A 25,903-nucleotide genomic window follows, 5' to 3' on the forward strand; every position below is an offset into this window, starting at 1 on the left:
TCTCCCAATCACATCGAAAAAAGCGAAAAAAGGGGACAGAAAAAAGGGGACAGATTTATTTTTTGATTCTTTGCTACGCTGAAAGCTTCCACGGAGGAGGAATCAAATATGCCCAGGATGGGACGTATTGTTATACCGAATTACCCACACCATATCGTACAACGTGGTCATAACCGTCAAGTGGTGTTTGCCGTCGCTGAGGATTATCAACGCTACCTCACGGATCTGCGTGAACTTAAGGATGCATTTGGCGCAAAGGTCTACGCCTATTGCCTGATGACCAATCATGTTCGTCTGTTGCTGGCTCCGGGGGAGTCGGTCGCTGGATTGGGGCAGTTGATGAAGGCTCTGGCGGCGCGTGCGACGCGCTACCGCAATCGGTTGGAGGGGCGTTCAGGCACTTTATGGGAAAGCCGTTACAAATTCAGTGTGGTGCAGTCGGATTCTTACTTGCTTGCCTGTTGCCGTTACATCGAATTGAATCCCGTGCGAGCTCGTATGGTGGCTGATGCTGCGGATTACCCATGGTCGAGCTATCGAGCCCGGGTAGGTAATGTGCCAGACGGCCATTGGCTGGATGCTGATCCATGCTTTGTTGCTCTGGGTAATACAAGTGCGGAGCGTTGTCGTCGGTATGAAGAGTTCGTACGCCAAGCCGTTCCAGCGGACGAGATCAGATTGAATCGCGATGCTCTGCAACGAGGTCAGTTGACGGGGACGAGCCGTTTTGTGGACGAGGTAGAGCGGATTGTTGGTGTACGGATAGAGCAACGAGGGCAGGGCCGGCCAAGGATTGATTTGGAAAAATAAATCTGTCCCCTTTTTTGTTTGCTTTTTTTGATTGGCACTACTACGTTGAAGGATGGCGGTGTCCCCACTTCTGTGTTAAAGGTATTTACCGATAGAGCCGGCAATTTGATAACAACTTTCCCTGTTAAGGCGGGTATTTGATGGGTAGTCTTCCAACTAAAGTGTGGGGTGAGTTTCAGTTGGCAGTCTCAGCTCTGGCTGATGAGGCACCTTCTAGGCAGGTTCTTGAATTATTACTTTGCTGGACTCGGAGCAATTATCAGCATCTTGACTGTGAGCCGTATACGACCTATGGGTTTGATAGGATTGTAAAGGTCAATGAGAGGGAAATGCCGGTTGAGAGATCCTGTTTTAAGGTCGCGGATTTAATAAACTTTAAAAATACTATCCTGAAGCGCCAGTCTCAAGAGGGAGAGGCGATTGCGAGATTTTTGCGCGATACGGTCGAGGAGCTGATAACGGTCGAAGTCGATGAGCAATGTCCAAAGTGTAAGTCTGCTGGAGGGCGCATTTTTATAGGTAGATATAACGGATTGCTAGCTTATCAGTGTGGTGTCTGTGGTCATTCTCATTATTCAGATGGAACTAGGGTTAAAAGGGATGAGTTAGACTTCGCGAGCGAAATGCAGCTACGAGAGCTCGGTTTGAATCAGTAGAAAACGTGTCTATCCCTCTGAGGGATCCCTAGACAATTCGGTCATCCCCTTGGCGCGTGTGACTCCTTCCGTCGCTTTGGCGATATAACTTGTATCGCCGGTTTCCTGGGCATTTCTCACGAACTCCGCAATGGCCTCGGGAGTGCTGAGATATTCTGCGAGGTCAAATTCTATAAAGGTCTCGATCATTTTACTCTCCGCGCATGTGAAAAACGGGCGACCCAAAGGTCGCCCGTTTTCGTTACTCAGCAGCTTGCGCCCGCAGCCGTCTCCCAATCACATCCATCACATCGCAGCCATCCCGCAACGCTATCGTCAGCATTTTGCAAAAGTCAGAAAGCACCACCGTATCGGAGCTGATATCCGAGCGGAACGCGATGTTTTCCAGCACCTGGGTCACGGTGCGGATGCGGTAGTCGGCGGTTTCGAAAAGGACGTCCAGCGGGGCTTCGGTATCGATGAGCAACGTTGCGGGGACGCAGTCGATGCCTGTGATGGGCATATATCGATTCATTTTGAAGATCTCTGTTTGATTGGCTGAAAGCCATCACTCAGTCGTCGCCAAACGATTGGGTGGTGGCTGTGCGCAGGTTGGCGAACCGGTTACAGAGAAAACCGGCAGATCCGAAGATCTCCCGCGCACAGCCGCCGTGGAATATAGCGGCTTTGCGGGTGCGTCGGTACCTGCAATCAGCCGGTAGCTTTCGCATTCTCTGTAATCGAGTCGCCAAACCCGAATCGCCTTTTGGGGCGACGAGGGACTATAGGCTGGCCTGCTCCACTGCCACAAGACACCGCTTTCCGAGCTTCATGTAGGACGTTTGGCCTGGGATTTGTCGGCTTAAAGCAAGCGACCGCTGCGCAGTCGAGCGGGAGCAAGCTCCCTCGCCACGGGGGGCGCGCTCGACCGGGCGGGTTGGCGCATCAACTGTGGCAGCAACTATGGGGCTTGGCCTCTTCGTATTTATCGTGGTGCCGCACCCAGTCCATGATTTCGTCTTCGTTGCGGCCCTTGGGCGTCAGGTCGAGGTAGTTGTAGGTGCCGACCAGGATGTCGAGGCCGCGGGCGTAGGTGGAGTAGGTGTGGAAGACGTCGCCGGCTTCGTTGCGATAGAAGACGCTCAGGCCTGGGAGTTCGCCTTCGGTGGTGTCGGTTTTTTCGTAGTTGTAGGTGGCTTTTCCGGTGGCGGTGTCTTCGGTTTTGAAGCTGACGCCGAAGTCGTAGTTGAAGTCGCAGTCTTGCGATGAGACCCAGTCGAAGGCCCAGCCCATGCGGCGTTTGAAGGGTTGGAATTCGGCGAAGGGCGCGTGGGAGACGGCCACGATGGCCATGTCGTGGTGGGCCAGGTGTTGGTTGGCGCCGTCGATGTGGTCAGAGAGGAAGGAGCAGCCCTGGCAGCCTTCTGTCCAGCCGGGGCCGAACATGAAGTGGTAGATGATCAGTTGGCTGCGGCCGCCGAACAGGTCGGCCAGGCTCAGTTCGCCGTGGGGGCCTTGGAAGCGGTAGGGTTTGTCGATTTTTACCCAGGGCAGCGCGCGGCGTTCGGCGCTGAGTTTGTCGCGTTCGCGGGTGAAGGCTTTTTCGTGGGCCAGGTGCTGGCGACGGGCGGCGAGCCATTCTTCCCGCGAGACGACTGGATGATTTTCTACGTTCATGGTGATTTCTCCTGCGTGGCATAGCCGCTGAGTCGGCACTTTCTGTAAGTGGTCGTCTGGCGCTGGATGAATTCGACAGGCCGCCGGTCGGTTTGTGAAATGGCCCACAAGAAGCTTGAGCGCGATTCCCCGGCACACCGCGCGGCTGGGTTCAGGGCTGCTTCGCAGCCCAACGGGGATAAATCCCCTCGCCACAATGAATCGGGCAAGCCTTAGGTGAGCAGCGTTGCGCCGGTAAACCCGGCTGAACGGCGGCGCAGCGCCTCGGTCACAACCTAGGTAGGCATCTCACTCTTTGGAGGATGGACCAGGATGACGACTTATAACTGGGACTTGATCGAACGGTTGTTGCACGAAGTGCAGAACGGCGCCGGCCACAGCTTTACCCCTCGGCCTTATGCGGAGGAGCATGCGGCGGCGAAAGCGGCTGAAGGCGAGGCGATCGAGAACCTCGATCATCTGAAAACGGTTGCCGGGGAGTACGAAAAGTTGCTGCTTATGCGTGGCTATATTGAGCCTCGGCCGGAGGAACAGGGCGGCAATGGCGAGAATTTTGTGCTGACGCCGCGTGGTTCGCGGTTGTTGAGCCTGATCGACAGCAGCATTCCGGGTAATGATCATCCGCGCCAGGTGTTGGATGAGCAGGAAGATGCCCTGGATGAGTTTACGTTTGATGATTTGGCTTCGAAGGCGCAGATTGCCTGACAGGCCTGTACTGAATCCCGTGGGAGCAGGGCTTGCTCCCACACAAGCTCGCTCTCACATGGGATCTCAGTGGTTTTAGGAGCGTGCTGCTTTCAGGCACTTCAAATCACTAAAATCCTTCTTCACCCCGTCGATCTTCTTCAGCAGCCGTTCGCGCTGGGGCGGGGTGCTTTCGGCCATCAGGTCCACCAGCAGGCTGCGGGCCTGGGCTTCGGTTTTGCTGAAGGCTTCGCGGTAGGCGGGGGTCCAGAGGCTTTCGCGGTTGACCAGCAATTGTTCGATGCGTTTGGGGAAGTCGGGGCTGTGGCGTTGGGCCACTGCTTCGCTGAACTGGTTTTGCCAGTGGGCGCGGTTGGCGATCCATTGCTGGTTCTGGTCACCCAAGGCGGTGGACCAGGCCATCACTCGTTGGCGCTGGGCGTCGTTGAGCGGGCCGAGCCAGTCGTCCAGGCGTTTGACCATGCGTTCGCTGCGTTCCTGGATCTGTTCTTGCAGCGTCGGCTTGAGGTATTGCTGCTGGCGTTTGCGCTGGTCCTTGACGAAGGCGGCGTCCATGTCATCGACTTGGTCGTCGTTCAGGCCTTGCAGCAGTTCGATGGCCGAGGGGGTGATTGCCCGTGCGGTTTGGGCGATGGCGGCCTCGGCTTCCCGGGTACGCTGTTGCAGGGCTTCGTCGGTCACCTGGTCGGTTTGCACCATGGTCTTGAGGCGATCCAGCCAGTCGAGGTAGCCGGGCAATTGGGTGGTGCAGTGCCAGGTCAGGTGGTCCTTGAGGCGTTCGTTGAACCAGTCTTTTTGCTCGCCTCTGATGTCCAGGTAATCGTTGAGGGTCCAGGGGATGATCAGGTCGAGGTTGCGGTAGGCCAGGCCGATGCGACTGCAGGCGGTGACGGCCAGCAGCAGGGCGATGAACATGGCAGTGCGGGTCAACCAGCGCGGCATGAGCGAGTCCTTGCGAAGGCGTAGGTGCTTTGTTTGAGCATCGCAGACGCGCGGCAGTTCAGCCGATTAAATGCGTAACGCTTAGTAAAAAGGGTGGGCCATCTTGAGGGTCAGCAGGCTGTCGCATTCGCTGTTGTGGCCGGAGTATGCCGAGCAACTGCTGCCGCTGAGGCTCGAGTCGCTGTAGATCAGGTCCAGGTCGATGCCCATCCAGGGACGGGAAATTCTCAGTGACCAGTCGCTGAAACTGCCTACATAGCCGTTCTCGACCGACACTGGCGTATTGAGTTGGTGGGTGGTGTATTTGGCGCTGATGCCAATGCCGAACGGTATGTTGCCACCCAGGTCGGCAAACAGCGTGCTGTTCTGTTTGTCCGGATCGTTGCTCAGGGCCGCACCGAAGCGGCTGCCGAGCACGGTCAGGCCGCCGTAGAACTCCTGGCTGTCGAGCGTATCGAGGGTGGGGTAGCTGTAGTGGATCAGGCCGACTTCGTAGCCCAGGGTCTGGTCGAAGGGCTGTTTAAAACCTATGTAGGAATCCACCTCCAGGTCGGCGGATACGCCCACGCTGGGTGACCACTGACCGACGTACCAGCCGCTGTCGTGGCTCAGGTCCAGGCCACCATGGAACGAACCGGTGCTCGACGGCGTGACCAGGCCCTGGGCCATGCTGCGGCTGGGAGTGGTGCCGAGCTTGAGGTCGAAGTCGCCGAGTTCGCGCTGGAATACCTGCCCATGGACGAGAGAGCACGAGAGCAGGCTGACCGTCAGCGGAACAATGGGGATGCGCATGCTGCATTCCATCAATAGCGAGGGGCAGGAACGATAACTAAGCTGAAAGGCTTGAGCTAGAGAGGTGCAAGCATACCGGCGAATGCTCGGCTGCGAAGTCCGTTCGTCGATTCATGGGAAATGGGTGGTGCTAGGAGGGTTCCAGTCCAAGCGCTTCGAAGCTCAAAGCGCTTTGGGACCAGGTGACGCACAGCTTACTTCTTGCCCAGGCTGATCTGCTTGGACGGGCCGAATGTCTGGCCGCTGACGCCTTTGGCAATTTGCTGGATCTCGCCGCCAGACTTGAGGAACGCAGCGATCTGGTCGTTGATCGACTCGCTGGTTTCAACGGCTGGAGCTGGCTTTGCTTTGCTGTTGGATGCTTTTACGCGCATGACGGCCATTAACCTGTAGATAATTAATTGGGCCAGGCATCGTACAGGAAATACTTGACAATTGCTTGGCAAATATCCTTCTGAATTATCGCTGTGGTGACGAAATAATGAGCGGTGACCCTGCAATGATTGCCCTAAGCCTCTGTTTTAAATAACAACCGTGGGCGAAAGAGGGCGACGATGGCGAGCGCTACGCACCGTCGCCCGCCTGACGAGTGGCCGTGCCTGGGGCGAAAGCCCAGGAAAATCAACGGTTGTGCAGGGCCTTGCCTGTAAACCTTGCCTGCGGCCACGAATCACACCGCAAAACCGGGTAGAATGCCGCCCACGCAATGAGGGTATTGGAAATGGCTTTAGTCGGGCGCTACAACAGTTTGCAAGTAGTTAAACACACTAACTTCGGTTTATATCTGGACGGCGGTGCGGACGGCGAAATTCTCCTGCCCAATCGTTATATTCCCAAGGATATTCCCAGTGAAGATGAAGACTGGCTCAATGTTTTCATTTATCTGGACAGCGACGACAAACTAATCGCTACCACGGAAAAACCCAAAGTTCAGGTGGGTGAGTTCGCCAGCCTGAAAGTGGCTGAAGTCAACAGCATCGGCGTGTTCCTGGACTGGGGCCTGCCCAAGGATCTGTTGCTGCCGTACTCCGAAGAAAAGCGCCAGATGACCGCCGGCGAATACTGTGTGGTGCACGTCTACCTCGACAAGCACACTCGCCGCATCACCGCCACGGCGCGCCTGGATCGTTACCTGGACAAGACTCCGGCCAACTACACGCCGGGCCAGGAAGTGGATTTGCTGGTCGCCGAAGCCACCGACATGGGGTTCAAGGCGATCATCAACAACAAGCACTGGGGCCTGATCCACAAGAATGAAATCTTCAAGTTCATGCGCGCCGGCAAACAGGAAAAAGGCTTCATCAAGGAAATCCGCCCGGACGGCAAGATCAGCCTGAGCCTGCAGCCCGTGGGCCAGGAAGCCGCCACCAGCCTGAACGCCAAGATCCTCGCCAAATTGCGTGAGAACAACGGCACGTTGCCAGTCAGTGACAAGAGCGATCCGGTGCTGATCAGCAGCCTGTTTGGCGTGAGCAAGGGCAACTTCAAGAAGGCCATTGGTGCGCTGTACAAGAATGGGCAGATTGTCATTCATGCCGATCGCATTGAATTGAGCTGATTTTCAGTCGAGCCACAGCATCTGTGGCAAGTAAGGGTTTTATGTGGCCAGGGAGGCCAGCTGTGGGAGCAAGGCTTGCCCGCGATAAGGCGATGCGGTCTTTCTGATACCGAAGCGCCTGTTTCGCGAGCAAGCTTTGCTCCCACACAGCGGCGCGCTGCGACTTTCCTCTGTATACAAAACTCTGCACCTTTAGCATGCACCCACGCCCTGTTCGTGGGCGCATACCTGCTATTGCTCGGCTTTCGCCGCCGCTACACACCCCGGTTTGTCTCACATTCCTCGCCTATGGCACGCATTCTGCGTAGCAACGCGTATACAAACCATGCCGGCTCCCGTGCGCAGTATGGTGAGCAGGTCGATGCGGGGGCACGGCGGTACTCAAAGGAGCCCCGCGATGTCCGAGCAATTGCCCAACGGCTACAGTCCCCGCCTCTATAACCAGGACTTGGGCCCGCTGCCGCAGAAATGGAATTGGTACAACATCTTCGCCTTCTGGATGAGCGATGTGCACAGCGTGGGCGGTTATGTCTTCGCCGCCAGTCTGTTCGCGCTGGGGTTGGCGAGCTGGCAGGTGTTGATTGCCTTGCTCGGCGGGATCTGCATCGTGCAGTTGATCGCCAACCTGGTCGCCAGGCCGAGCCAACAGGCGGCGGTGCCGTACCCGGTGATCTGTCGGCTGGCGTTCGGGGTGTTCGGGGCGAATATTCCTGCGGTCATTCGCGGCTTGATCGCCGTGGCCTGGTACGGCATTCAGACGTACCTGGCCTCCAGTGCGCTGATCATCGTGGTGCTGCGGTTTTTTCCTTCGATGGAAGTCTACGCGACGCCGCATTTCGCCGGTTTGTCCTACCTGGGCTGGTTCGGTTTCCTCAGCTTGTGGTTCGTCCAGGCGCTGGTGTTCTGGACCGGCATGGAATCGATCCGTCGTTTCATCGACTGGGCCGGACCGGTGGTGTATGCCGTGATGTTCCTGCTGGCCGGTTGGATCGTATGGACGGCCGGTTGGAGCAATATCAGCTTCACCCTGGCGGAAAAGTCCCTGTCTGGTTGGCAAGCATTCGGCCAGGTGATCGTGGCAACGGCGCTGGTGGTGTCTTACTTTTCCGGCCCGACCCTGAACTTCGGCGATTTCAGCCGTTACTGCCGGAGCATGTCTGACGTGCGCCGGGGCAATTTCTGGGGGCTGCCGGTGAATTTCCTGGCGTTCTCCCTGGTCACCGTGGTGATTGTTTCCGGGACCTTGCCGGTGTTCGGCGAAATGCTCCATGATCCGATCGCCACTGTGGCGCGCATCGACAACAATGTGGCTGTCTTGCTGGGCGCCTTTGCCTTTGTGACCGCCACGATCGGCATCAACATTGTCGCCAACTTTGTCTCCCCAGCGTTCGACTTCGCCAACGTCGCCCCCAGCAAGATCAGCTGGCGCGCCGGCGGCATGATCGCGGCGGTGGCCTCGATTTTCATCACACCGTGGAACCTGTTCAACAACCCCGAAGTGATCCACTACACCCTGGACGTGCTTGCGGCGTTTATCGGGCCGCTGTTCGGGATCCTGCTGGTGGATTACTACCTGATCAAAAAGCAGCAGATCGACGTCGATGCACTGTTCAATGACGGGCCGAGCGGGCGTTATTACTACAGTGGCGGCATCAACTGGACCGCGGTGAAGGCGCTGATTCCGGCAACGTTGATGGGCGTGGCGATCACCTTCACGCCGCTGCTGCAGCCGATGGCCAACTTTGCTTGGTTCACCGGTTGCTTGCTCGGCGGGGTGTTGTATTTCGCCTTGGCGCGACGTGAGCCGGCCGCGCAGTTGAACAAGTCGTTCAGCCCGGCCGGCCAGGCCTGATCACCGCAGCGCGGTCTGGGCGCAAGGGCTTGTCGCGCCCCGGCTGGCGGGCCGCAGCAACAGGCCGCCGGCCAGCAGCAGGCCGCTGCCGGCAATGATCAGCGCCGGTTGCAGGCCGCCGCTGAAATGGCTGCTCAGCGCCGCCAGCAGGGGCCCACTGAGCTGGCCGACGGCAAAGCAGGCGGTCAACAGGCCTGCGTTGCGCTGGGTGGCGTGGGGCGCCAGTTCCCGGGAGCGCAGCATCACCAGTTGCATGCAGGCCAGGAACGGCGTGCCACACAGGATCACGCCCAACGCCAGGCCCGGGCCGCTGCCCAGCAGGCAGGCAAATACCCCGGCGGCTTGCAGCCAGAGCGTACCGATCAGCCAGCGACCGGTGGTGTTCGGGTTGGGGCGACGCAGGCTGACCAACAACACGCCAGTAGCGGCGGCCAGGCCGAAGCAGGGCCAGAACAGGTCGGCCAGCCATTGCCCGTGGAACTGCGCCGAGGCCATTTGCGACAGAAACGTGGCCGGAATGATGTAGCCCACGCCATACAGTGCGTACACCACGCCCAGTCGAGCGATGCCAGCGTTCGGCGAAGGGCTGGCCGGCCCGGCGACAGGTGTTGTTGCGCTCGGCTGCGGCACAATTGGCAAGATCACCAGCAACATCACCAACGCCACGCCGGCATACACCAGCCACAGGGTGGCGGAGCTCTGGCCCAGAAGGTTCGAGCCCAGGGCGAGCAAGCCGGTCAGGAAAATCCCCAGCCCCGGGCCGGCAAACACCAGCGCGCCGAGCCGTGGCCGTCCCGCCGCCGCTGCCAAGGGTTGGCTCAGGGCGGTGATCATCACCAGCACCCAGGCGCTCGCCACGCCGGTACCAAAGCGCAACGCCAGGTGTGGCCAGAAACCCCAGGCCCAGAACGACGCCAGTGTCAGCAGCACGCACAGCCACAGGCCGCCGAGTAACCGCCGCCGCACCTGTTCCGGACGGCGGGCGAACATGGCATCCAGCGCACCGAGCAAATAACCCAGGTAGTTGGCGGCGGCAATCAGACCGGCGGCGGTCAAGTCGAGCTGACCTTCGCCGATCAAATGAGGTAACTGGGGCGTAAGGGCGAAGCGGCCAATGCCCATGGCCATCATCAGCGCGATGAAACTGCCGAGCAGGCGAATTAGAGGTGACATGGTCGTTCTCCGGGTGTCGGGGCGAATGACCGTCAGGCTAGGACTGATTGACTTTCATTAAAAATGAATAATAGTGAGTAACTTGTTCTTTTTTGGAGAATGTCGTGGAGTTCAGCCAATTGCGGATTTTCCAGGCTGTGGCCGAGGAAGGTTCCATCACCCGGGCTGCCGAGCGCCTGCACCGGGTGCCGTCGAACCTTTCGACCCGGCTCAAGCAGCTTGAAGAGCAGCTGGGCGTGGACCTTTTCCTGCGCGAGCGTCAGCGTTTGCAGTTGTCACCGGCAGGAAAAGTCCTATTGGACTATGCGGCCAAGCTTTTCGCCTTGCACGACGAAGCCCATGCCGCCGTGCAGGGTGGGCAGCCGGCCGGGGATTTTGTGCTGGGCACGATGTACAGCACGGCGGCGACGCATCTGCCGGACCTGCTGGCGGCTTATCACCGGGCGTATCCGGCGGTGAACCTGCAGGTGCAATCCGGGCCGAGTGGTGAATTGCTCGAGGGCCTGCTCACCAATCGGCTCGACGCGGCGCTGGTGGACGGCCCGCTGGAGCTGGCGGGGCTTGATGGCGTGCCGTTGTGCGACGAGCGGTTGGTACTGATTACCGAGGCCGATCATGCGCCGGTACGCAGTGCGCTGGATGTGCAGGGCCGCGCGGTGTTCACGTTCCGGCGTGGCTGTTCCTACCGGATGCGGTTGGAAGCCTGGTTTGCCCATGACCACGCGACCATGGGCCGGGCGATGGAAATCGAGTCTTACCAAGGGATGCTGGCGTGTGTGATCGCCGGGTCCGGGGTGGCATTGATGTCCGAGTCGATGCTCGCCAGCCTGCCGGGCCGCGAGCGGGTGGCGGTACATCCGCTGGCCGAGCCGTTTGCCAGCGCCACGACCTGGCTGATGTGGCGCAAAGGCATGGTCGGGGCCAACCTCAACGCCTGGATCCAATTGCAACAACAGGCCTGGCCGCGAGCGCCCCTGGCGACGGCGCAATCGGCTTGAACTCCGGGAGGTGGATTTGGATCAATTCAGTAACAGATCATTGCAAACTGAGACGAGCATTGCGTAGAACATCGGACTATTATCAGTGCGAAGGGGCCACAGTAATTTGCCGCTCGTACCACCCTGAGGGGGCACCACGATGAAAGAGAAAATCCAGAATTGGCTTCACGACCTGGGTGTCGCGCTTGGCCTGATCGAGCCACCGATGCAACCGGTACCGATCCGCACCGATGACGAGCAACGCCGCCGCCAACCGCGCCGCCGGTAAACCCACCAGGCATTTGGAGAGATCGCAGTTGCGGACCATTTCAATTGAGATGGCCCGCCACTGCGATCTTTTTGTTTGTGATATGAGGAAGCTTGCCCGCGCTGAGCTCTGTCGAAACTCTGTTGAAGCTCTGTTGAAGCTGTGTAGGAGCTGTCGAGTGCAACGAGGCTGCGATCTTTCTCCAGCCACTTGAATCTCAAGCGAAAGATCAAAAGATCAAAAGATCGCAGGCTTCGCCAGCTCCTACAGAGCCCCGCGCGAGCTACGACCTTCACCACAGGGGCGATGTCAGGTAAAAAAAGGGCATGGCCACCGACGCCACACCCCTCGAAGAAAACCGCCTCTCAGTGTTTGCTCAAATCACCTTGGCCACCGCACTTGGCCGTGGCGACAGCAAGCTCACCAGCACGAAACTCACCAGTGCCACGCTCAGGCTGTAGTAGATCGGCGTGTTGGCGTCCAGGCCGTCCTTGAGCATGAAGAACAACGCGGTCAGGAAGCCCAGCGACATGCTGCTGATCGCGCCGGCCGTGGTGGCGCGTTTCCAGTAGATGGCGCCGATCAGAGGGATCAGCATGCCGCCCACCAACAGGTTGTAGGCCAGGGTCAGGGCACTGATGACGTCGCTGACCACCAGGGCGATCACCAAGACCACCGCGCCCATCAGCAGGGTCGCGATGCGGTTTTCATGAACGTCGCCACTGCCACTTTCACGGCCCTGACGCAGACGGGGCAGCAAGTCCTGGACCACCGTGGTGGACGCGGCGAGCAGGCCCGCCGCAGCAGTGGACATCAGGGCTGCCAGGGCTGCGGCGATCACCAATCCACGAATGCCGTTGGGCAGGCTGGTCTGGACGATGCTGGCGAAGGCGTTGTTGACGTTCGCAAGGTCCGGCAGCAACACCTTGGCCGCCATGCCGATCAACGCACCGGCCAGGCCGTACAGCACGCAGTACAGGCCGGCGGCGGTGCCTGCCACTTTCGCCACGCCCTCGCTGCGGGCGGTGAACACCCGCTGCCAGATGTCTTGGCCAATGAAGATGCCGAAGAAGTAGATCAGGAAGTAGGTGAGGATGGTGTCCCAGCCAATCGCGGTGAAATCGAAGTAGCTGGCCGGCAAGGCCGCCACCATCGCGTCCCAGCCGCCGGCATCGCCGATGGACATCGGCATCAGCAGGAACACCAGGCCAACGGTCATGATCAAGAATTGCACGATGTCGGTGAGGGTCAGCGACCACATGCCGCCGATGGTGGAATACAGCACCACCACGCCGCCGCCCACCAGGATCGACACCCAGAACGGCAAGCCGAACAGCACTTGCATCACGGTGCCGATGGCGATGGTCGAGGTGGCGCCGATCATCAGCGCGTAAACCAGCATGATCAGCGCACTGGCCTGGCGCGCGGCCGGGTTGTAGCGGCGCTCCAGCACTTGGGTCACGGTGTAGATCTTGAGCTTGAGCAACGGCTTGGCGAGGAACAGGCTCAGGCCGACGATGCCCAGGCCAATGGCGCCGCACAGCCAGAATCCGGAAATGCCGTAGACGTAGCCCAGGCGCACGGTGCCGATGGTGGACGCACCGCCCAGTACTGTGGCGGCCATGGTGCCCAGGTAGAAGCCTGGGCCGAGGTTGCGCCCGGCGACCAGGTAGTCATCACGGGTTTTGGCGCGGCGCATGCCGTACCAGCCGAGGGCGATCATGCCAGTGGCGTAGAGAAGAACGACGATTAAGTCCAAAGCCATGGTGGCGTGTCTCCGATTGTCTTTTTTATGTGGGACGAGGCTGTGCTGTCCCTGGCACTGCAGCCTCAGTGCGAACGCGCTTTTTTGTGGCCCGAGATTGCTCCCGCTGGGCTCTGTAGGAGCTGGCGAAGCCTGCGATCTTTTGATCTTTTGATCTTTCGCTTGAGATTCAAGTGTCTGGGGAAAGATCGCAGCCTCGTTGCACTCGACAGCTCCTACATAGCTCCTACGGACTCAGTCGAGCGGGAGCAATCTCTGGCCACAGGTATTTCGTGTGTTCGGATCAGGCGGTTTGCCTGAGGGCTGGTTTGTCGATGGACACCGAAGAGTCCTTGCTACGCGGATCCCCCGGCCCATACACCGCCGCGGGCTCTGGAAACAGGCTCAGTAATACCAGGTACACCACCGAGGCCAGCCCCAGGGTTACCGGCAGGCTGATGTCGATCCCGCCAGCCAGTTCCCCCAGCGGCCCGACGAACTGCCCCGGCAGGTTGACGAAGCACAACCCCACCAGCGCGCTGGGGATCCACGCTCCCAGGCCGCGCCAGTTCCAGCCGTGGCTGAACCAGTAGCGCCCGCCGGTTTCGCCGCGGGTGAACACTTGCAGGTCATCCGGGCAGTAGAAGCCGCGGCGCACCAGCAGGCCGATGATCATGATCACCATCCACGGCGTGGTGCAGGTGATGATCAGCACGGCGAAAGTCGAGACGCTCTGCACCAGGTTCGCCGCGAAGCGCCCGATGAAGATGAAGGCGATCGACAGCACGCCGATCAGCAGTGTCGCCTTGACCCGCGACAGCACCCGTGGAAACACGCTGGACATGTCCAGGCCCGTGCCATACAGCGACGTGGTGCCGGTGGACATGCCGCCGATCACCGCGATCAGGCACACCGGCAGGAAGAACCAGCTTGGCGAAACCGCCAGCAGCCCGCCCACGTAGTTGTTGGCCGCGATGTAGTCCGGCGCCTTGATCGCCACGATGGTGGCGGTGGCGAGGCCGAACAGGAACGGGATCAACGTCGCCAGCTGCGCAGCGATCACGGCCAGCATGATGCGGCGCTTGGGCGTATTGCGGGGAATGTAGCGCGACCAGTCACCCAGGAACGCACCGAAGGAAATCGGGTTGCTCATGGCCACCAGCGCTGCGCCGATGAACGCCGCCCAGAAGCCCGGCTGGCCGAGACTGACCGTGCCGGCGAACTGGCTGTCGAATGTGGGCGCGAAGGCGAGGATGCCCAGCAAAAACAGCAGGCTGGCGGCCCACACGGCGATGCGGTTGACCCACAGCATGAAGCGGAAGCCGTAGATGCACACCGTCAAGACCAGCAGGGCGAACAAGCCGTAGGCCAGGCCCAGGCTCAGGTCGGTTTCCGGTACGCCGATCAGCCGCTTGGCGCCGCCGATCAACGCGTCCCCGGAACTCCACACCGACAGCGAAAAGAACGCGATGGCGGTCAGCAACGACAGGAACGAGCCGACGATCCGCCCGTGCACGCCGAAGTGCGCACCGGAAGACACCGCGTTGTTGGTGCCGTTGAGCGGGCCGAACAGGCCCATGGGCGCGAGGATGATCGAACCCACCAGGACGCCCAGCACAATGGCCCAGGCACCGGCCTGGAATGACAGGCCGAACAGCACTGGGAAACTGCCGAGCACGGCGGTGGCGAAGGTGTTGGCGCCGCCGAAGATCAGGCGAAACAGGTCGCTTGGGCCGGCGGTTCGTTCGTGGTCCGGGATCTGCTCGACCCCGAAGGTTTCAATTTGCGTAAGGCTGTTGTCGTTATTGTTATGCATGATCTGCTCCGATCATAAAGGTGCGCCCGTCGTGTGCGGGCGTCACCTGTTGCTAAGGGATTGGCAGCCCTTCCGGCATTGCGGACAAATGTTCGTGGCAGGCCAGCCATGGGCCTTGTTGTTCTTGGCGAAACACAATGGTTTCGCGCTCCTGGCTAAAGTGCAGCTCCCCTTGCATGCGCAGCTCGGTGGCCACGTCATGGATGAAAATCGCCACGTCCCCTTGCAGGCTGACGAAGGCGTTGCTCGAGGTGCAATTGAGCACCTCGAAGCCATCCTCGGACCGCCAGCGATCCCACAACGCCTGGTAGGCATCGCGTGACAGCAGGGGCTGTTCGAGGGTGTAGAACACGAAACTCGCATCGGCGGTGAACGCGCCGAAGTAGGCGTCACGGTCATTGCGGGCGAAGGCCGACACCAAATTTGCGGCGGCCTGGAGCACCTGGTCCTGTTCGTTCATGACCGCACCTCAGCGATGAACCACGCCAGGCAGTACGCAGAGCATCTCGTACAGCAGGTTGGCGCCCAGCAGCGAGGTGTTGCCGGTGGTGTCGTACGGCGGCGAGACTTCTACCAGATCGCAACCGACCAGGTCGAGGCCCTGGCAGCCACGCACGATTTCGATCGCCTGGATGGTGGTCAGGCCGCCGATTTCCGGGGTGCCGGTACCAGGGGCCCAGGCCGGGTCGATGCCGTCGATGTCGAAGCTCAGGTACACCGGGCCGCCGCCGACTTTTTCACGCACTTCGGCCATCAGCGGGGCCAGGGATTTGTGCCAGCATTCTTCGGCCTGGACCACGCGAAAACCCTGGTTGCGGCTCCAGTTGAAATCATCGGCGGTGTAGCCCTGGGCCCGCAGGCCGATCTGCACCACGCGGTCGCAATCGAGCAGGCCTTCTTCCACGGCGCGGCGGAAGGTGGTGCCGTGGGCGATCTTCTCGCCGAACATGTGGTCGTTCACATCGGCATGGGCGTCGATATGCACCAGGCCGACCTTGCCGTGCTTCTTGTGGATGGCCCGCAGGATCGGCAGGGTGATGGTGTGGTCGCCGCCCAGTGTCAGGGGAATGACGTTGTGTTCAAGGATCTTGTGGTACGACTCTTCGATGATCCGCACCGCGTCCAGCAGGTTGAAGGTGTTGATCGGCACATCACCGATGTCCGCCACTGCCAGGGAGTCGAACGGCGCGGCGCCAGTGGCCATGTTGTAGGGGCGGATCATCACGGATTCAGCGCGGATCTCGCGCGGTCCGAAACGGGTACCGGCGCGCAGGGAGGTGCCGATGTCCAGCGGCACGCCGACGAACGCAGCGTCCAGGCCGGCAGCGGTTTGCAAATGGGGGAGTCGCATCATGGTGGCGATACCGCCGAAGCGCGGCATTTCGTTGCCGCCCAGTGGTTGGTGAAGAATCTTGTCCACGGGTAGGGCCTCATCGTTTGTTTTATTTATCAGGGGCCGATTCTGCGAAAAGCCGTTGCCGTGAAGAATCGCTGGCGGCAAATACTTAGTTCAGATTTTTCTAAACTAATGGCGGGTGGGGCGATAGACTCTGCGTCAGTGCAGTCCTGGGGGACATGATGCCCCCTGTGGCGAGGGAGCTTGCTCCCGCTGGGCTGCAGGAGCTGTGTAGGAGCTGTCGAGTGCAACGAGGCTGCGATCTTTCCCCAGACACCTGAATCTCAAGCGAAAGATCAAGATCAAGATCAAGATCAAAAGATCGCAGGCTTCGCCAGCTCCTACAGAGCCGAGCGGGAGCAAGCTCCCTCGCCACAAAAGCGCGACAAGTTCTGTCTATGTGTGATCCGGAGACACCCCCCATGGCCAACGCTCTACCCGACCTGAAACTGCTGCGTATTTTCGTCAGCGTGGTCCGACACCAGGGGTTCGCCAATGCCCAGCACGAGCTCAACCTGTCCACGTCGGCCATCAGCACCTACATGAGCCAGCTGGAATCAGCTTTGGGCCTGGTGCTGTGTCATCGCGGCCGGGGCGGGTTCAGCCTGACCAGCAAGGGCGAGTTGTTCCATCAGGAAACCTTGCGTCTGTTGGCTGAACTCGAAGGGTTCGAGCAGTACGCTGCAGCGCTCAAGGGTGAACTGCGCGGCACCTTGAACCTGGGGGTGATCGACTCCACGGTCAGCGACAAGGCCTTGCCGTTCGCCGAAGCCATCGGTGCCTACAGCCAGGAGCATCCGGCGGTGCATTTGCACCTGTCGGTCATGAGCCCTTACGAGCTGCAACTCGGCGTGCAGGACAACCGCCTGGATCTGGCCATCGGTGCGTTTTCCACGCGCATGAGCGGGCTGGTCTACATGCCGCTTTACCGTGAACAGCACTGGTTGTATTGCAGCAACCGCCATCCACTGTTCAATGAGCGGCGCATCCCCGAGCAAGTGATCACCCAGCAGCGCATGGTCGGGCGCGGTTACTGGAGCCAGGCCGAACTGGCCCGCCATGGCTTCAAGCACAGCGCGGCGACGGTGGAGAGCATGGAGGCGCAGTTGATCCTGGTGTTGTCCGGTGCCTACGTCGGTTACCTGCCTGAGCACTATGCCCAGGCTTGGGTCGACAAGGGCGACTTGCGTGTGCTGTTGCCGGCGACCTTCGGCTATCAGGCGCCGTTTTCGATGATCGTGCGCCGTGGTCGCAGCCGCGAGCCGCTGATCCAGACCTTCCGTGATTTGCTCAAAGCTCAACTGAATCAGGCCTGACCATGTCCAGAACTCAATGCCCGCGCTGCCAACGACCGCAAAGCCACTGCCTGTGCCCGTTGATCCCCAGCCTCGACAGCCGCACCCGCGTCTTGCTGTTGCAGCATCCCAGCGAAGTGAACCATGCCTTGAACACCGCCCGCTTGGCGGCGTTGGGGCTTAGCAATGCGGAACTGGTCGTGGGCGAGGTGTTCGAGGATTTGCCCAGGTTGCTCAATCAGCCGGGTTATCAGGCGCGGTTGTTGTTTCCGGCTGACGATGCACAGCCGCTGCAAGCCTATGCGCCCTCCGATAACCCGCTGCTACTGGTCGTGCCCGACGGCACCTGGCGCAAGGCACGCAAGCTGCTGCACCTCAACCCGCTGCTGGCGGCGTTGCCGAGGGTGACGTTGGCCGAAGGCGGCGTGTCTCGTTACCGCTTGCGCAAGGCGCCGGGGCCGGGGGCGTTGTCGACGGTGGAGGCGATTGTCCAGGCGTTGCAGGCACTGGAAGCGCCGGCGAGCTTCGAACTGTTGCTGAGGCCGTTCGAAGCGTTGATCGAGGGGCAGATTGCGGCGATGGGGGAGGAGACCTATCAGAAGAACCATGGAGGGGTTTAGAGGCCCCTGTGGCGAGGTAAATTCGGATCACCGCTCGCGCATCGCCTCGGTCCGCGCCTTCAACACCGGCTTGAGCAAGTAATCCAGGACACTTTTCTCCCCGGTGATGATGTCCACCGTCGCCACCATCCCCGGAATGATCAACAAGGGTTTGGCATCCCCGCCCAAATGGTTTTTGTCGGTGCGCACCTGGATCAAGTAGAAGCTGTTGCCCTTGTCGTCGGTGATGGTGTCGGCGCTGATCAGTTCGAGCTTGGCGCTCAGCCCGCCGTAGATCGTGTAGTCGTAGGCGCTGAACTTGACCATGGCTTTCTGGCCCGGGTGCAGGAACGCCACGTCCTGGGGGCGGACCTTGGCTTCGATCAGCAGGTTGTCTTCCAGGGGCACGATTTCCACCATGTCGTTGCCCGGCTGCACCACGCCGCCGATGGTGTTGACCTTCAGTTGCTTGATCACCCCATGCACGGGCGAAACTACGGTAGTGCGGGTCACGCGGTCGTCGATGGCGATGCTCGAGGCGGTGATTTTCGACAGTTCGGTGCGTTTTTCGTTGAGGTCCTTGGCCGCCTCGGAACGGAAGGTCTGTTCCGATTCGTCGATCTTGCTCTTGATCTCGTTGATCGCCGATTCGGCCCGGGGAATGGCCAGGGTGGTGGCGTTGAGCGAGCCGCGGATTTCCACCGCGCTGCGCTTGAGCCGCAGGATCTCCACCGGTGATACCGCACCGGTGCGCACCAGCGGCGCGGACATGTTCATTTCCTCTTGCAGCAAAGCCAGGGAGGAGCTGAACTGGCCTTGCTTGGAGCGAAATTCCGCCAGTTCCTGGGTCTTCTGCCGCAGCTGTTCGGTCAGGGTGCGTTGCTCGCTGGCCAGGCGGCGCTGGCGTTGTTCGTACAATGAGCGCTCGTCCTCGGCCACTTGCGGGGCCTTGGCGATCACCTCGGCCGAAAGATTGAACGGCCGGCCCTCGGCCTCGGCCGACAGGCGCTCGACCTGGGCGGTCAAGGCATAGCGGTCGGCCTCGCTCTCGCCCTTGTTCGACAGGAACCGCGTGTCGTCCAGGCGCAGCAGGGTGTCGCCCTTGTTCACCATCTGGCCTTCGCGCACGAAAATCTCAGTGACGATGCCGCCCTCCAGGTTCTGGATCACTTGGATCTTGCTCGACGGAATCGCCTTGCCTTCACCGGTGGTGACTTCCTGCAACACCGCCAACTTCGCCCAAACCAGCCCGGTGACGATCAACCCGGCGGCCAGCCACACCGTAACCCGAGAGCGACGGGGCGAATCCTGCAGCGTGGCGCCAGCGGTTTCCGGCATGAACTCGCTTTCGGCGCTTTTGCTGAAACTGCCGAAGTAGCTTCGGGCGGCTGAATCCGGTGTTTGAGCAGACATGGGGCGATACCCGTTGGTTAAATGAAAAGAGCTGGGTGCTGCTTTAAGTAAAAGGAACTGGGTGCTGCTTTTTGTGGCGAGGGAGCTTGCTCCCGCTCGGCTGTAGGAGCTGTGTAGGAGCTGTCGAGTGAAACGAGGCTGCGATCTTTCCTCAGCCACTTGAATCCCAAGCGAAAGATCAAGATCAAAAGATCGCAGGCTTCGCCAGCTCCTACAGAGCCCAGCGGGAGCAAGCTCCCTCGCCACAGGTGTTAATCATGTCCCCGGACCAAGCAGGGGGTGTGTTGGCTTCTATACCGCCGCGGACCCCACCCGTCCTTTGCGCAGCGCATCGATCACCGCTTCCTTCGGCCCATCGGCCACGATCCGGCCGTTATCCAGCACCACCAAGCGGTCCACCAGGCTCAGCATCGAGGTGCGGTGGGTCACCAGCAGCACGGTCTTGCCCTGTACATGGGTGTGAAGCTTCTGGCGCAAGACGTCTTCGCTGCTGTTGTCCATGGCGCTGGTGGGTTCGTCCAGCAGCAGGATCGGCGGGTCGAGCAGCAGGGCCCGGGCCAGCAGCACGGCCTGGCGTTGGCCGCCGGAGAGCAGTTGCCCGCGCTCGCCCACCGGGCGGTCGAAACCTTGGGGGTGTTGGCGCGCCAGTTCGGTGACACCGGTCAGTTCCGCCACTTCCAGCATGCGCGCGTCGCTGATATAGCGGGCGCCCAAGGTGAGATTGTCCCGCAGGCTGCCGGCCAGCAGCGGCAGGTCATGGGCAACGTAGCCAATCTGTTGGCGCAGGTCGGCGACGTCCAGTTGCCGCAGGTCCAGACCGTCCAGCAATAACTGGCCTTCTTCCGGTGCGTAGAAACCCATCACCAGCCGCGCCAGGGTGCTTTTGCCCGAGCCACTGCGGCCGATGATCCCGACCCGTTCGCCGGGTTTGAGGCTGAAACTGATATTGGCCAGCGCCGGGGCGCTCTGGCCGTTGTAGTGGAACGTCACACCGCTGACGTCCAGCGCGCCCTGCAACTGAGTGCGCTCCAGGGGCCGCTGTTTGGCGTCACGCTCCTGGGGCAACGCCATCAGCGCATCGGTGCTGCGCATGGTGAGCTGGGCTTGCTGGTAACGGGTGATCAGCCCGGCGATCTGCCCGAGCGGGGCGAGCACGCGGCTGCCGAGCATGTAGGTCGCCACCAGCGCGCCGACGCTGAGGTTGCCGGCGATGATGCTGTAGACCCCGGCAACGATGGTCGCCATGCCCGCCAGTTGTTGCAGGAACAAGGTGCCGTTGGTCGCCAGTGCCGAGAGGTTGCGCGCATGGCTGTCCAGGCGGGTGAGGGCGCCGTGGGTGCTTTCCCATTGGTGCTGGCGCTCGCTCTCGGCGCTGCAGGCCTTGAGGGTTTCCAGGCCACTGAGGGTTTCGATCAGCAGTGCCTGGCGCTGCGCGCCCAGGGCCAGGCTTTTTTGCACGGTGTCGCGCAGGCGCACCTGGATGATCATCGCGAAAACAATGGTGAGCGGAAACGCGACCACGGGAATCACCACCAGCCAGCCGCCCAACAGGCCGATCACCACCAGCATCAGCACGGCAAAGGGCAGGTCGATCAGGCTGGTAAGCGTCACCGCCGTGAGGAATTCGCGCAGGCCCTGGAAGTCGTGGATGCTCTGGGCAAAGCCGCCGATGGTCACCGGCTTGGCCTTCATCGCCATGCCGGTGATGCGCTCGAACAGGGTGGCGGAGAGAATCACGTCGGTTTTCTTGCCGGCGGTGTCCAGCAGATGGGCGCGCACCACCCGCAATACCAGTTCGAAACCGGTGCCGATCAACAGCCCCACGGCCAGCACCCACAAGGTGGACGTGGCCTGGTTCGGCACCACGCGGTCGTAGGTCTGCATGACGAACAGCGGCACCATCAGCCCCAGCAGATTGATCAGGAAACTCGCCAGGATCGCGTCGCTGTACAGCCAGCGCGACAGTTTCAAGGTGTCGCGAAACCACGCCTCGACCCGCGGTACCAGGGGCGAGCGCAGGTCTTCGAGTTCATGGCGCGGCCGGGCGAACAACGCCTGGCCGCTGTAGTCGAGGGTCAGTTCCTCGCGGCTGACCCATTGCTCGCCGCCGTCGGCTTCGCTGGGCAGGATCAGCGCCTTGCCATCCTCACCCCAGCGCCGCAATACCGCACAGCGACCGCCCACCAGGATCAGCATCACCGGCAGGTTCAGAGGTGAAATATCCGCCAGCTCACGACGCAACAGTCGCGCCTGCAAGCTTGCCCGGGCCGCTGCGCGTGGCAGCAGGTCCAGGCTCAAGCGTTGGTGCGCCATAGGAAGCCCGGCGCTGAGGCTGGCGCGGCTGACCGTCGCGCCATGGAGTTTGCAGAGGATCAACAGGCCGTCCAGCAAGGGATCATCGAAGTTCAGGCGCGGGTCAGCGCTCGGGGTTGCGGGTTCCATGCTGGTCACATTGTTCGCTCCCATTTTTCTTTTTGGAGGGGGCTACTTCAGTTCCGGCAGCCGAGCCTGGTTCTTGACTTCGGTCTGCGCGATCGCATCGGCCGGCAGCACGATCCGTTGTTTTTGCAACAACAGACCCATGTTCGCCAGTACCCGGTACATCGAGTACTCCTCGGTGTAACGCACCTCGGTGTAGCGACGGTTGGCGTTGTACAGCTCGTTTTCGCTGTCGAGCACGTCGAGCAGGGTGCGCTGGCCGAGACCGAACTGATCTTGGTACGCGGAGCGCACGCGGGCGGTGGTTTCGGCGTATTCGCGGGCGGTGGGGGTCTGTTTGCGGGCGTTGAGCATCGCGTTCCAGGCCAGGCGCGTGTCTTCGTTGAGCTGGCGCAGGGCATTGTTGCGGATGTCCATGGCCTGGTTGATCTGGTGGGCGTTGGACGCCAGCCGGGCCTTGTCGCTGCCACCGCGCAACAGGTTGTAGTTCATCACTACGCCGACCCGCCAGTTGTTGTCGTGGCCTTCTTCGCCACCGATGTTGTTATTGGCGCCCACCGCCGCCTCGGCGTCGAAGCGCGGGTAGAACGGCGACTTCGCCACTTCGTACTGGCTCTCGGCAGACTGTATGTCGGCCTGGGCCGATTTCAGGTACGGGTTGTTATCCACCATGCTTTGCTGGGCTTCGCGCAGGTCGGTAGGGAGTTCGCCTTTGGTCGAGGGCGGTGCTTCCAGTTCATCGGGCATGCGCCCGACCACGCTGTAGAAGTTCGCCTCGGCGTCGGCCAGGTCGACCTGGGCGGTGTCGTAGTTGTTTTCCGCCAGGGCCCGACGGGCGTTGGATTGGTCGGAGTCGGCGGTACTGCCCACCCCGCGCTCGGTGCGCAGGCCGATCTGGTCGTTGACCCGCAGGTGCGCCTGCAGGTTGTTCTTGGCCAGGGTCACCAGTTCGCGACGCTTGAGCACTTCCAGGTAGACCTCGATGGTGCGCAGGGCCAGATCCTGGGCGGTGCCCTGGGCGTAATAGGCCCGGGAGTTGACCACGCCCTGGGTGCGCTCCACTTCATTGGCGGTGTTGAACCCGTCGAAGATCATCTGCCGCAGGCGCAGCTCCGATTGGGTGTAGGTCAGGATATTGGTGTGGTGATTGCCCAAGGCCCGGGTGTTGGTGTTGTCGCTATAACCACGGCCGTAACCGGCATTGAGGTCCACCGACGGGAAAAAGCCCCCTCGGGCGACCTTGACGTCTTCATTAGCCGACAGACGGCTGTCCACCCGTTGTGCCAGCTCAGGGTGAGTGGCAATGGTGCTCTGGATCGCTTCGGTCAAGGACATGGCCTGCGCCTGAGAAGAGCAGGCCATGGCCAGCAAAACCGCGCTGCAGAGGGGGGTTAGAACGCGCATGGGGTGCATCTCCTGGGGTCTGTAGTGCTTCGCTTGTCGCCAAAATGTTGACGTATTTAAGATCAAAACCGTTTCAACCTTGTAACAACACAGCTAAGAACATCCTGAGACAAACCTAAGAAGAATTTCTCATAACCTTTATTTCGAAAAAAACTTATGTGCTTGAAAAAAACCGGCACATTGTTCAAAGCGAAAGCCTTTGAATTTGCGGGTTCTGACGGATTTTAGGCGTCAATAAAAGTTCCAGGCAGATTTTTAAGCAACGTGAAGAAGTGTCGAAAGGGCGATGTGTTAGGTGGATTTTAGTGACGGTTTTTTGTCGTTTTGGCGAATTGCCAGCACCTCCTGCTTTCATGAAAGCTGGCAGATTTTCCAGCTTTTTGGGTCGCCAAACCTAAGGACGGATTCTTCACCCAGACAGGTGCCGATTGCGGTCGGCAACGGAGGAAATGCACATGGCAGCGCTCATCGGTATCGTCAGCAAAGTAGTCGGGCAAGTTTTCGCAGAAGCGGCCGGTGGCCTGCGGCGGCCTCTGGTCGAAGGCGATCGGCTTTACGCCGGCGAACACCTGGTCACCGGTGCCGAAGGGGCCGTGGCTGTTCATATGCAGAACGGCCAGACATTGACCCTGGGTCGCGAAAGCAACCTGACCCTGACCCCACAGTTGCTCGCCAACCATGCGCCTCATGTCGACACGCCCGACACGGCTGCGCCGAGTGACGCGCAACTGACCGATGTGCAAAAGCTGCAGCAAGCCATCGCCGCTGGCGCCGACCCTACCCAGACCGGTGAGGCCACGGCTGCCGGCCCCGAGGGCGGCAACCCGAGTGGCGTGGGCGGTGGGCACGGTTTTGTGCTGCTGGAGGAAGTCGGCGGGGAGGTCGATCCGCAGATTGGTTTCCCGACGGCCGGGTTCAATGGGATTCCCGAGCTCCCGCAACTGCGCCTGGCCGGTGATCCGGATAACACGGGCGACAATGCAATCGTGCCGCCGGTGACACCGGATAACCCGGTGACCCTCGACGGGGTCAATGTCGAGGGCGGCGAACTGACCACCAACGAAGCCAATCTGGCCGATGGTTCGGCCAGCAATCCAAGTGCACTGGTGCAAAGCGGCACCTTCACGGTTTCCGCGCCTGACGGGCTGAACAGCCTGAGCATCGGCGGCATCAACGTGATCACCGGCGGCGTGCCCGCAGGCTTCCCCCAAACCATCACGTCGGCGCTGGGCAACACGTTGACCATCACCGGCTATGACCCGGCCACGGGCGTGGTCAGCTATACCTACACCCTGACGGACAATGAAACCCATCCTGCCGGCGGGGGTGCCAACAGCATCACCGAACAATTCCCGGTGGTAGCCGTCGACACTGATGGCGACACGGCCACCGGCACCCTGGACGTCAACATTACCGATGACGTGCCCCAGGCGATCGACGACAGCCACGCCAACACGGCGTCGGAAAGCCTGGTTACCCTCACCGGCAACGTATTGCCCAACGACCATCAGGGCGCCGACCGGATCCCCTCCGGTCCCGACAGCGGGCCGATCATCGGCGGTACGTTCACTGGCACCTACGGCACCCTGGTGCTCAACCCCAACGGCACGTACACCTACACCCTGAACACCAGCGACCCGCAATTCGTCGCGTTGCATGGCGGGGGAAGCGGCACCGAAACCTTCACCTACACCCTGACCGATGCCGACGGCGACACCAGCACCGCCAACCTGGTGCTGCAAGTGCACAACAACGACGACCCGGTGATCATCACCGGCCTGGATGCTGAAGGTGGCGAGCTGTCATTGCAGGAGAAAAACCTCAGCGACGGCAGCAGCCCGGATGCACCGGCGCTGACTCAAAGCGGCACGTTCAGCGTGACCGCGCTGGACGGTGTGCAGACCCTGAGCGTGGGTGGCATCAACGTCGTCACGGGTGGTGTGGCAGCGGGTTTTCCTCAGTCGATTACCACCGCGCTGGGCAACACCCTGACCATCACCGGCTACGACGCCACCACGGGCGTGGTCAGCTACAGCTACACCTTGCTGGACAATGAAGCTCATCCAAACGCCAACGGCGCCAACAGCCTCAGCGAGCAATTTGCGGTCATTGTCACCGACGATAACGGCACCACCGCTAACGGCAACCTGGACGTGAACATCGTCGATGACTTGCCTGAAGCCGTGGACGACAGCAACGCCAGCACGGCTTCGGAAACCAACCTGACCCTGACCGGCAGCGTGCTGACCAACGACACCCAAGGTGCAGACCCTGTGGCGTCCGGTCCCATCACCCCCGGTACTTTCACCGGTACTTACGGGACCTTGGTGCTCAACGCTGACGGTTCCTACACCTACACCCTCAACACCAGCGACCCGCAATTCGTCGCGTTGCATGGCGGGGGCAGC

The 25,903-nt window shown here is 60.7% G+C and carries 23 protein-coding genes; 9 read left to right on the plus strand and 14 right to left on the minus strand.

Annotation, left to right across the window (positions count from 1 at the left end; all coding sequences use genetic code 11):
- The first annotated feature begins 108 nt into the window (after nucleotides 1-108).
- Entirely contained in the window at nucleotides 109-810 is a 702-nt protein-coding gene (locus AC09SL_RS22145) for a transposase (protein WP_081264507.1), read from the plus strand.
- A gap of 665 nt (nucleotides 811-1,475) precedes the next feature.
- Here AC09SL_RS22145 and AC09SL_RS22150 read toward each other — a convergent pair.
- The 3 genes from AC09SL_RS22150 to AC09SL_RS22160 form a co-directional block, all read right to left on the minus strand.
- Complete coding sequence (locus AC09SL_RS22150) at nucleotides 1,476-1,655, minus strand: helix-turn-helix domain-containing transcriptional regulator (protein WP_058544381.1); 180 nt, start codon at nucleotides 1,653-1,655, stop codon at nucleotides 1,476-1,478.
- 52 nt (nucleotides 1,656-1,707) lie between these two features.
- Nucleotides 1,708-1,980 (minus strand): hypothetical protein, encoded by a 273-nt coding sequence (locus AC09SL_RS22155; protein ID WP_058544380.1) that lies wholly within the window; start codon nucleotides 1,978-1,980, stop codon nucleotides 1,708-1,710.
- Nucleotides 1,981-2,390: 410 nt separating this feature from the next.
- The gene (locus tag AC09SL_RS22160) at nucleotides 2,391-3,122 is read right to left on the minus strand and encodes a DUF899 domain-containing protein (RefSeq protein ID WP_058544379.1); all 732 of its coding nucleotides are present in this window, start codon (nucleotides 3,120-3,122) and stop codon (nucleotides 2,391-2,393) included.
- 312 nt (nucleotides 3,123-3,434) lie between these two features.
- Here AC09SL_RS22160 and AC09SL_RS22165 point away from each other — a divergent pair, with 312 nt between their 5' ends.
- The gene (locus AC09SL_RS22165; RefSeq protein ID WP_058544378.1) at nucleotides 3,435-3,827 is read left to right on the plus strand and encodes a hypothetical protein; all 393 of its coding nucleotides are present in this window, start codon (nucleotides 3,435-3,437) and stop codon (nucleotides 3,825-3,827) included.
- Nucleotides 3,828-3,902: 75 nt separating this feature from the next.
- Here AC09SL_RS22165 and AC09SL_RS22170 read toward each other — a convergent pair whose 3' ends face one another.
- The 3 genes from AC09SL_RS22170 to AC09SL_RS22180 all read right to left on the minus strand — a co-directional run bounded on the left by AC09SL_RS22170 (nucleotide 3,903) and on the right by AC09SL_RS22180 (nucleotide 5,944).
- Complete coding sequence (locus tag AC09SL_RS22170) at nucleotides 3,903-4,769, minus strand: DUF6279 family lipoprotein (protein WP_058544377.1); 867 nt, start codon at nucleotides 4,767-4,769, stop codon at nucleotides 3,903-3,905.
- Between the two features lie 81 nt (nucleotides 4,770-4,850).
- Entirely contained in the window at nucleotides 4,851-5,561 is a 711-nt protein-coding gene (locus AC09SL_RS22175) for a TorF family putative porin (RefSeq protein ID WP_058544376.1), read from the minus strand.
- A 194-nt stretch (nucleotides 5,562-5,755) separates the two neighbouring features.
- Nucleotides 5,756-5,944: a hypothetical protein gene (locus AC09SL_RS22180; RefSeq protein WP_018607615.1), complete on the minus strand. Its 189-nt coding sequence runs from the start codon at nucleotides 5,942-5,944 to the stop codon at nucleotides 5,756-5,758.
- 338 nt (nucleotides 5,945-6,282) lie between these two features.
- On the opposite strand from AC09SL_RS22180, the gene AC09SL_RS22185 reads away from it, so the two are divergent.
- Both AC09SL_RS22185 and AC09SL_RS22190 read left to right on the plus strand, forming a co-directional pair.
- On the plus strand, nucleotides 6,283-7,119 hold the full coding sequence (locus tag AC09SL_RS22185; RefSeq protein ID WP_013692512.1) for a CvfB family protein: 837 nt from the start codon (nucleotides 6,283-6,285) through the stop codon (nucleotides 7,117-7,119).
- A gap of 397 nt (nucleotides 7,120-7,516) precedes the next feature.
- Complete coding sequence (locus AC09SL_RS22190; RefSeq protein ID WP_058545238.1) at nucleotides 7,517-8,971, plus strand: NCS1 family nucleobase:cation symporter-1; 1,455 nt, start codon at nucleotides 7,517-7,519, stop codon at nucleotides 8,969-8,971.
- Here the strand turns inward: AC09SL_RS22190 and AC09SL_RS22195 are convergent, their stop codons facing one another.
- Nucleotides 8,972-10,144 carry an MFS transporter gene (locus tag AC09SL_RS22195; RefSeq protein WP_058545239.1) on the minus strand — a complete coding sequence of 391 codons (1,173 nt, stop codon included), beginning with the start codon at nucleotides 10,142-10,144 and terminating at the stop codon, nucleotides 8,972-8,974.
- Nucleotides 10,145-10,248: 104 nt separating this feature from the next.
- Between AC09SL_RS22195 and ptrR the strand changes: the two genes are divergently transcribed.
- On the plus strand, nucleotides 10,249-11,142 hold the full coding sequence (gene ptrR, locus AC09SL_RS22200; protein WP_058545240.1) for a putrescine utilization regulator PtrR: 894 nt from the start codon (nucleotides 10,249-10,251) through the stop codon (nucleotides 11,140-11,142).
- 139 nt (nucleotides 11,143-11,281) lie between these two features.
- On the plus strand, nucleotides 11,282-11,410 hold the full coding sequence (locus AC09SL_RS22205; RefSeq protein WP_003198971.1) for a PA1414 family protein: 129 nt from the start codon (nucleotides 11,282-11,284) through the stop codon (nucleotides 11,408-11,410).
- A gap of 355 nt (nucleotides 11,411-11,765) precedes the next feature.
- Here AC09SL_RS22205 and AC09SL_RS22210 read toward each other — a convergent pair whose 3' ends face one another.
- From AC09SL_RS22210 to speB, 4 genes are all read right to left on the minus strand, one after another.
- A complete protein-coding gene (locus AC09SL_RS22210; protein WP_058545241.1) occupies nucleotides 11,766-13,154 on the minus strand; it encodes a sodium:solute symporter family protein in 1,389 nt (462 codons plus the stop codon).
- A gap of 283 nt (nucleotides 13,155-13,437) precedes the next feature.
- Complete coding sequence (locus AC09SL_RS22215) at nucleotides 13,438-14,952, minus strand: purine-cytosine permease family protein (protein WP_226921158.1); 1,515 nt, start codon at nucleotides 14,950-14,952, stop codon at nucleotides 13,438-13,440.
- Between the two features lie 49 nt (nucleotides 14,953-15,001).
- Nucleotides 15,002-15,409 (minus strand): YybH family protein, encoded by a 408-nt coding sequence (locus AC09SL_RS22220; protein WP_058545243.1) that lies wholly within the window; start codon nucleotides 15,407-15,409, stop codon nucleotides 15,002-15,004.
- A gap of 9 nt (nucleotides 15,410-15,418) precedes the next feature.
- On the minus strand, nucleotides 15,419-16,369 hold the full coding sequence (gene speB / locus AC09SL_RS22225) for an agmatinase (RefSeq protein ID WP_058545244.1): 951 nt from the start codon (nucleotides 16,367-16,369) through the stop codon (nucleotides 15,419-15,421).
- 398 nt (nucleotides 16,370-16,767) lie between these two features.
- Between speB and AC09SL_RS22230 the strand changes: the two genes are divergently transcribed.
- Together AC09SL_RS22230 and AC09SL_RS22235 are read left to right on the plus strand one after the other, a co-directional pair.
- Nucleotides 16,768-17,661: a LysR family transcriptional regulator gene (locus tag AC09SL_RS22230; RefSeq protein ID WP_058545245.1), complete on the plus strand. Its 894-nt coding sequence runs from the start codon at nucleotides 16,768-16,770 to the stop codon at nucleotides 17,659-17,661.
- 2 nt (nucleotides 17,662-17,663) lie between these two features.
- Nucleotides 17,664-18,260 carry a tRNA-uridine aminocarboxypropyltransferase gene (locus tag AC09SL_RS22235; RefSeq protein ID WP_058545246.1) on the plus strand — a complete coding sequence of 199 codons (597 nt, stop codon included), beginning with the start codon at nucleotides 17,664-17,666 and terminating at the stop codon, nucleotides 18,258-18,260.
- A gap of 27 nt (nucleotides 18,261-18,287) precedes the next feature.
- Here the strand turns inward: AC09SL_RS22235 and AC09SL_RS22240 are convergent, their stop codons facing one another.
- The 3 genes from AC09SL_RS22240 to AC09SL_RS22250 all read right to left on the minus strand — a co-directional run bounded on the left by AC09SL_RS22240 (nucleotide 18,288) and on the right by AC09SL_RS22250 (nucleotide 23,495).
- Nucleotides 18,288-19,652 (minus strand): HlyD family type I secretion periplasmic adaptor subunit, encoded by a 1,365-nt coding sequence (locus AC09SL_RS22240; RefSeq protein WP_058545247.1) that lies wholly within the window; start codon nucleotides 19,650-19,652, stop codon nucleotides 18,288-18,290.
- Between the two features lie 291 nt (nucleotides 19,653-19,943).
- Nucleotides 19,944-22,103: a type I secretion system permease/ATPase gene (locus AC09SL_RS22245; RefSeq protein WP_058546881.1), complete on the minus strand. Its 2,160-nt coding sequence runs from the start codon at nucleotides 22,101-22,103 to the stop codon at nucleotides 19,944-19,946.
- A gap of 33 nt (nucleotides 22,104-22,136) precedes the next feature.
- Nucleotides 22,137-23,495 (minus strand): TolC family outer membrane protein, encoded by a 1,359-nt coding sequence (locus tag AC09SL_RS22250; RefSeq protein WP_058546880.1) that lies wholly within the window; start codon nucleotides 23,493-23,495, stop codon nucleotides 22,137-22,139.
- 455 nt (nucleotides 23,496-23,950) lie between these two features.
- Here AC09SL_RS22250 and AC09SL_RS22255 point away from each other — a divergent pair.
- The coding region (locus AC09SL_RS22255; protein WP_479571959.1) for a retention module-containing protein at nucleotides 23,951-25,903 on the plus strand (1,953 nt) is incomplete at its 3' end.

Source organism: Pseudomonas sp. PF05, assembly GCF_056521845.1.

What these genes read in the sequence shown, in the direction of transcription:
- AC09SL_RS22145 (WP_081264507.1), top strand. Translation starts at nt 109, where the DNA reads ATGCCCAGGATGGGACGTATTGTTATACCGAATTACCCACACCATATC.
- AC09SL_RS22150 (WP_058544381.1), bottom strand. Translation starts at nt 1,655, where the DNA reads ATGATCGAGACCTTTATAGAATTTGACCTCGCAGAATATCTCAGCACT.
- AC09SL_RS22155 (WP_058544380.1), bottom strand. Translation starts at nt 1,980, where the DNA reads ATGAATCGATATATGCCCATCACAGGCATCGACTGCGTCCCCGCAACG.
- AC09SL_RS22160 (WP_058544379.1), bottom strand. Translation starts at nt 3,122, where the DNA reads ATGAACGTAGAAAATCATCCAGTCGTCTCGCGGGAAGAATGGCTCGCC.
- AC09SL_RS22165 (WP_058544378.1), top strand. Translation starts at nt 3,435, where the DNA reads ATGACGACTTATAACTGGGACTTGATCGAACGGTTGTTGCACGAAGTG.
- AC09SL_RS22170 (WP_058544377.1), bottom strand. Translation starts at nt 4,769, where the DNA reads ATGCCGCGCTGGTTGACCCGCACTGCCATGTTCATCGCCCTGCTGCTG.
- AC09SL_RS22175 (WP_058544376.1), bottom strand. Translation starts at nt 5,561, where the DNA reads ATGCGCATCCCCATTGTTCCGCTGACGGTCAGCCTGCTCTCGTGCTCT.
- AC09SL_RS22180 (WP_018607615.1), bottom strand. Translation starts at nt 5,944, where the DNA reads ATGGCCGTCATGCGCGTAAAAGCATCCAACAGCAAAGCAAAGCCAGCT.
- AC09SL_RS22185 (WP_013692512.1), top strand. Translation starts at nt 6,283, where the DNA reads ATGGCTTTAGTCGGGCGCTACAACAGTTTGCAAGTAGTTAAACACACT.
- AC09SL_RS22190 (WP_058545238.1), top strand. Translation starts at nt 7,517, where the DNA reads ATGTCCGAGCAATTGCCCAACGGCTACAGTCCCCGCCTCTATAACCAG.
- AC09SL_RS22195 (WP_058545239.1), bottom strand. Translation starts at nt 10,144, where the DNA reads ATGTCACCTCTAATTCGCCTGCTCGGCAGTTTCATCGCGCTGATGATG.
- AC09SL_RS22205 (WP_003198971.1), top strand. Translation starts at nt 11,282, where the DNA reads ATGAAAGAGAAAATCCAGAATTGGCTTCACGACCTGGGTGTCGCGCTT.
- AC09SL_RS22210 (WP_058545241.1), bottom strand. Translation starts at nt 13,154, where the DNA reads ATGGCTTTGGACTTAATCGTCGTTCTTCTCTACGCCACTGGCATGATC.
- AC09SL_RS22220 (WP_058545243.1), bottom strand. Translation starts at nt 15,409, where the DNA reads ATGAACGAACAGGACCAGGTGCTCCAGGCCGCCGCAAATTTGGTGTCG.
- AC09SL_RS22230 (WP_058545245.1), top strand. Translation starts at nt 16,768, where the DNA reads ATGGCCAACGCTCTACCCGACCTGAAACTGCTGCGTATTTTCGTCAGC.
- AC09SL_RS22235 (WP_058545246.1), top strand. Translation starts at nt 17,664, where the DNA reads ATGTCCAGAACTCAATGCCCGCGCTGCCAACGACCGCAAAGCCACTGC.
- AC09SL_RS22240 (WP_058545247.1), bottom strand. Translation starts at nt 19,652, where the DNA reads ATGTCTGCTCAAACACCGGATTCAGCCGCCCGAAGCTACTTCGGCAGT.
- AC09SL_RS22250 (WP_058546880.1), bottom strand. Translation starts at nt 23,495, where the DNA reads ATGCGCGTTCTAACCCCCCTCTGCAGCGCGGTTTTGCTGGCCATGGCC.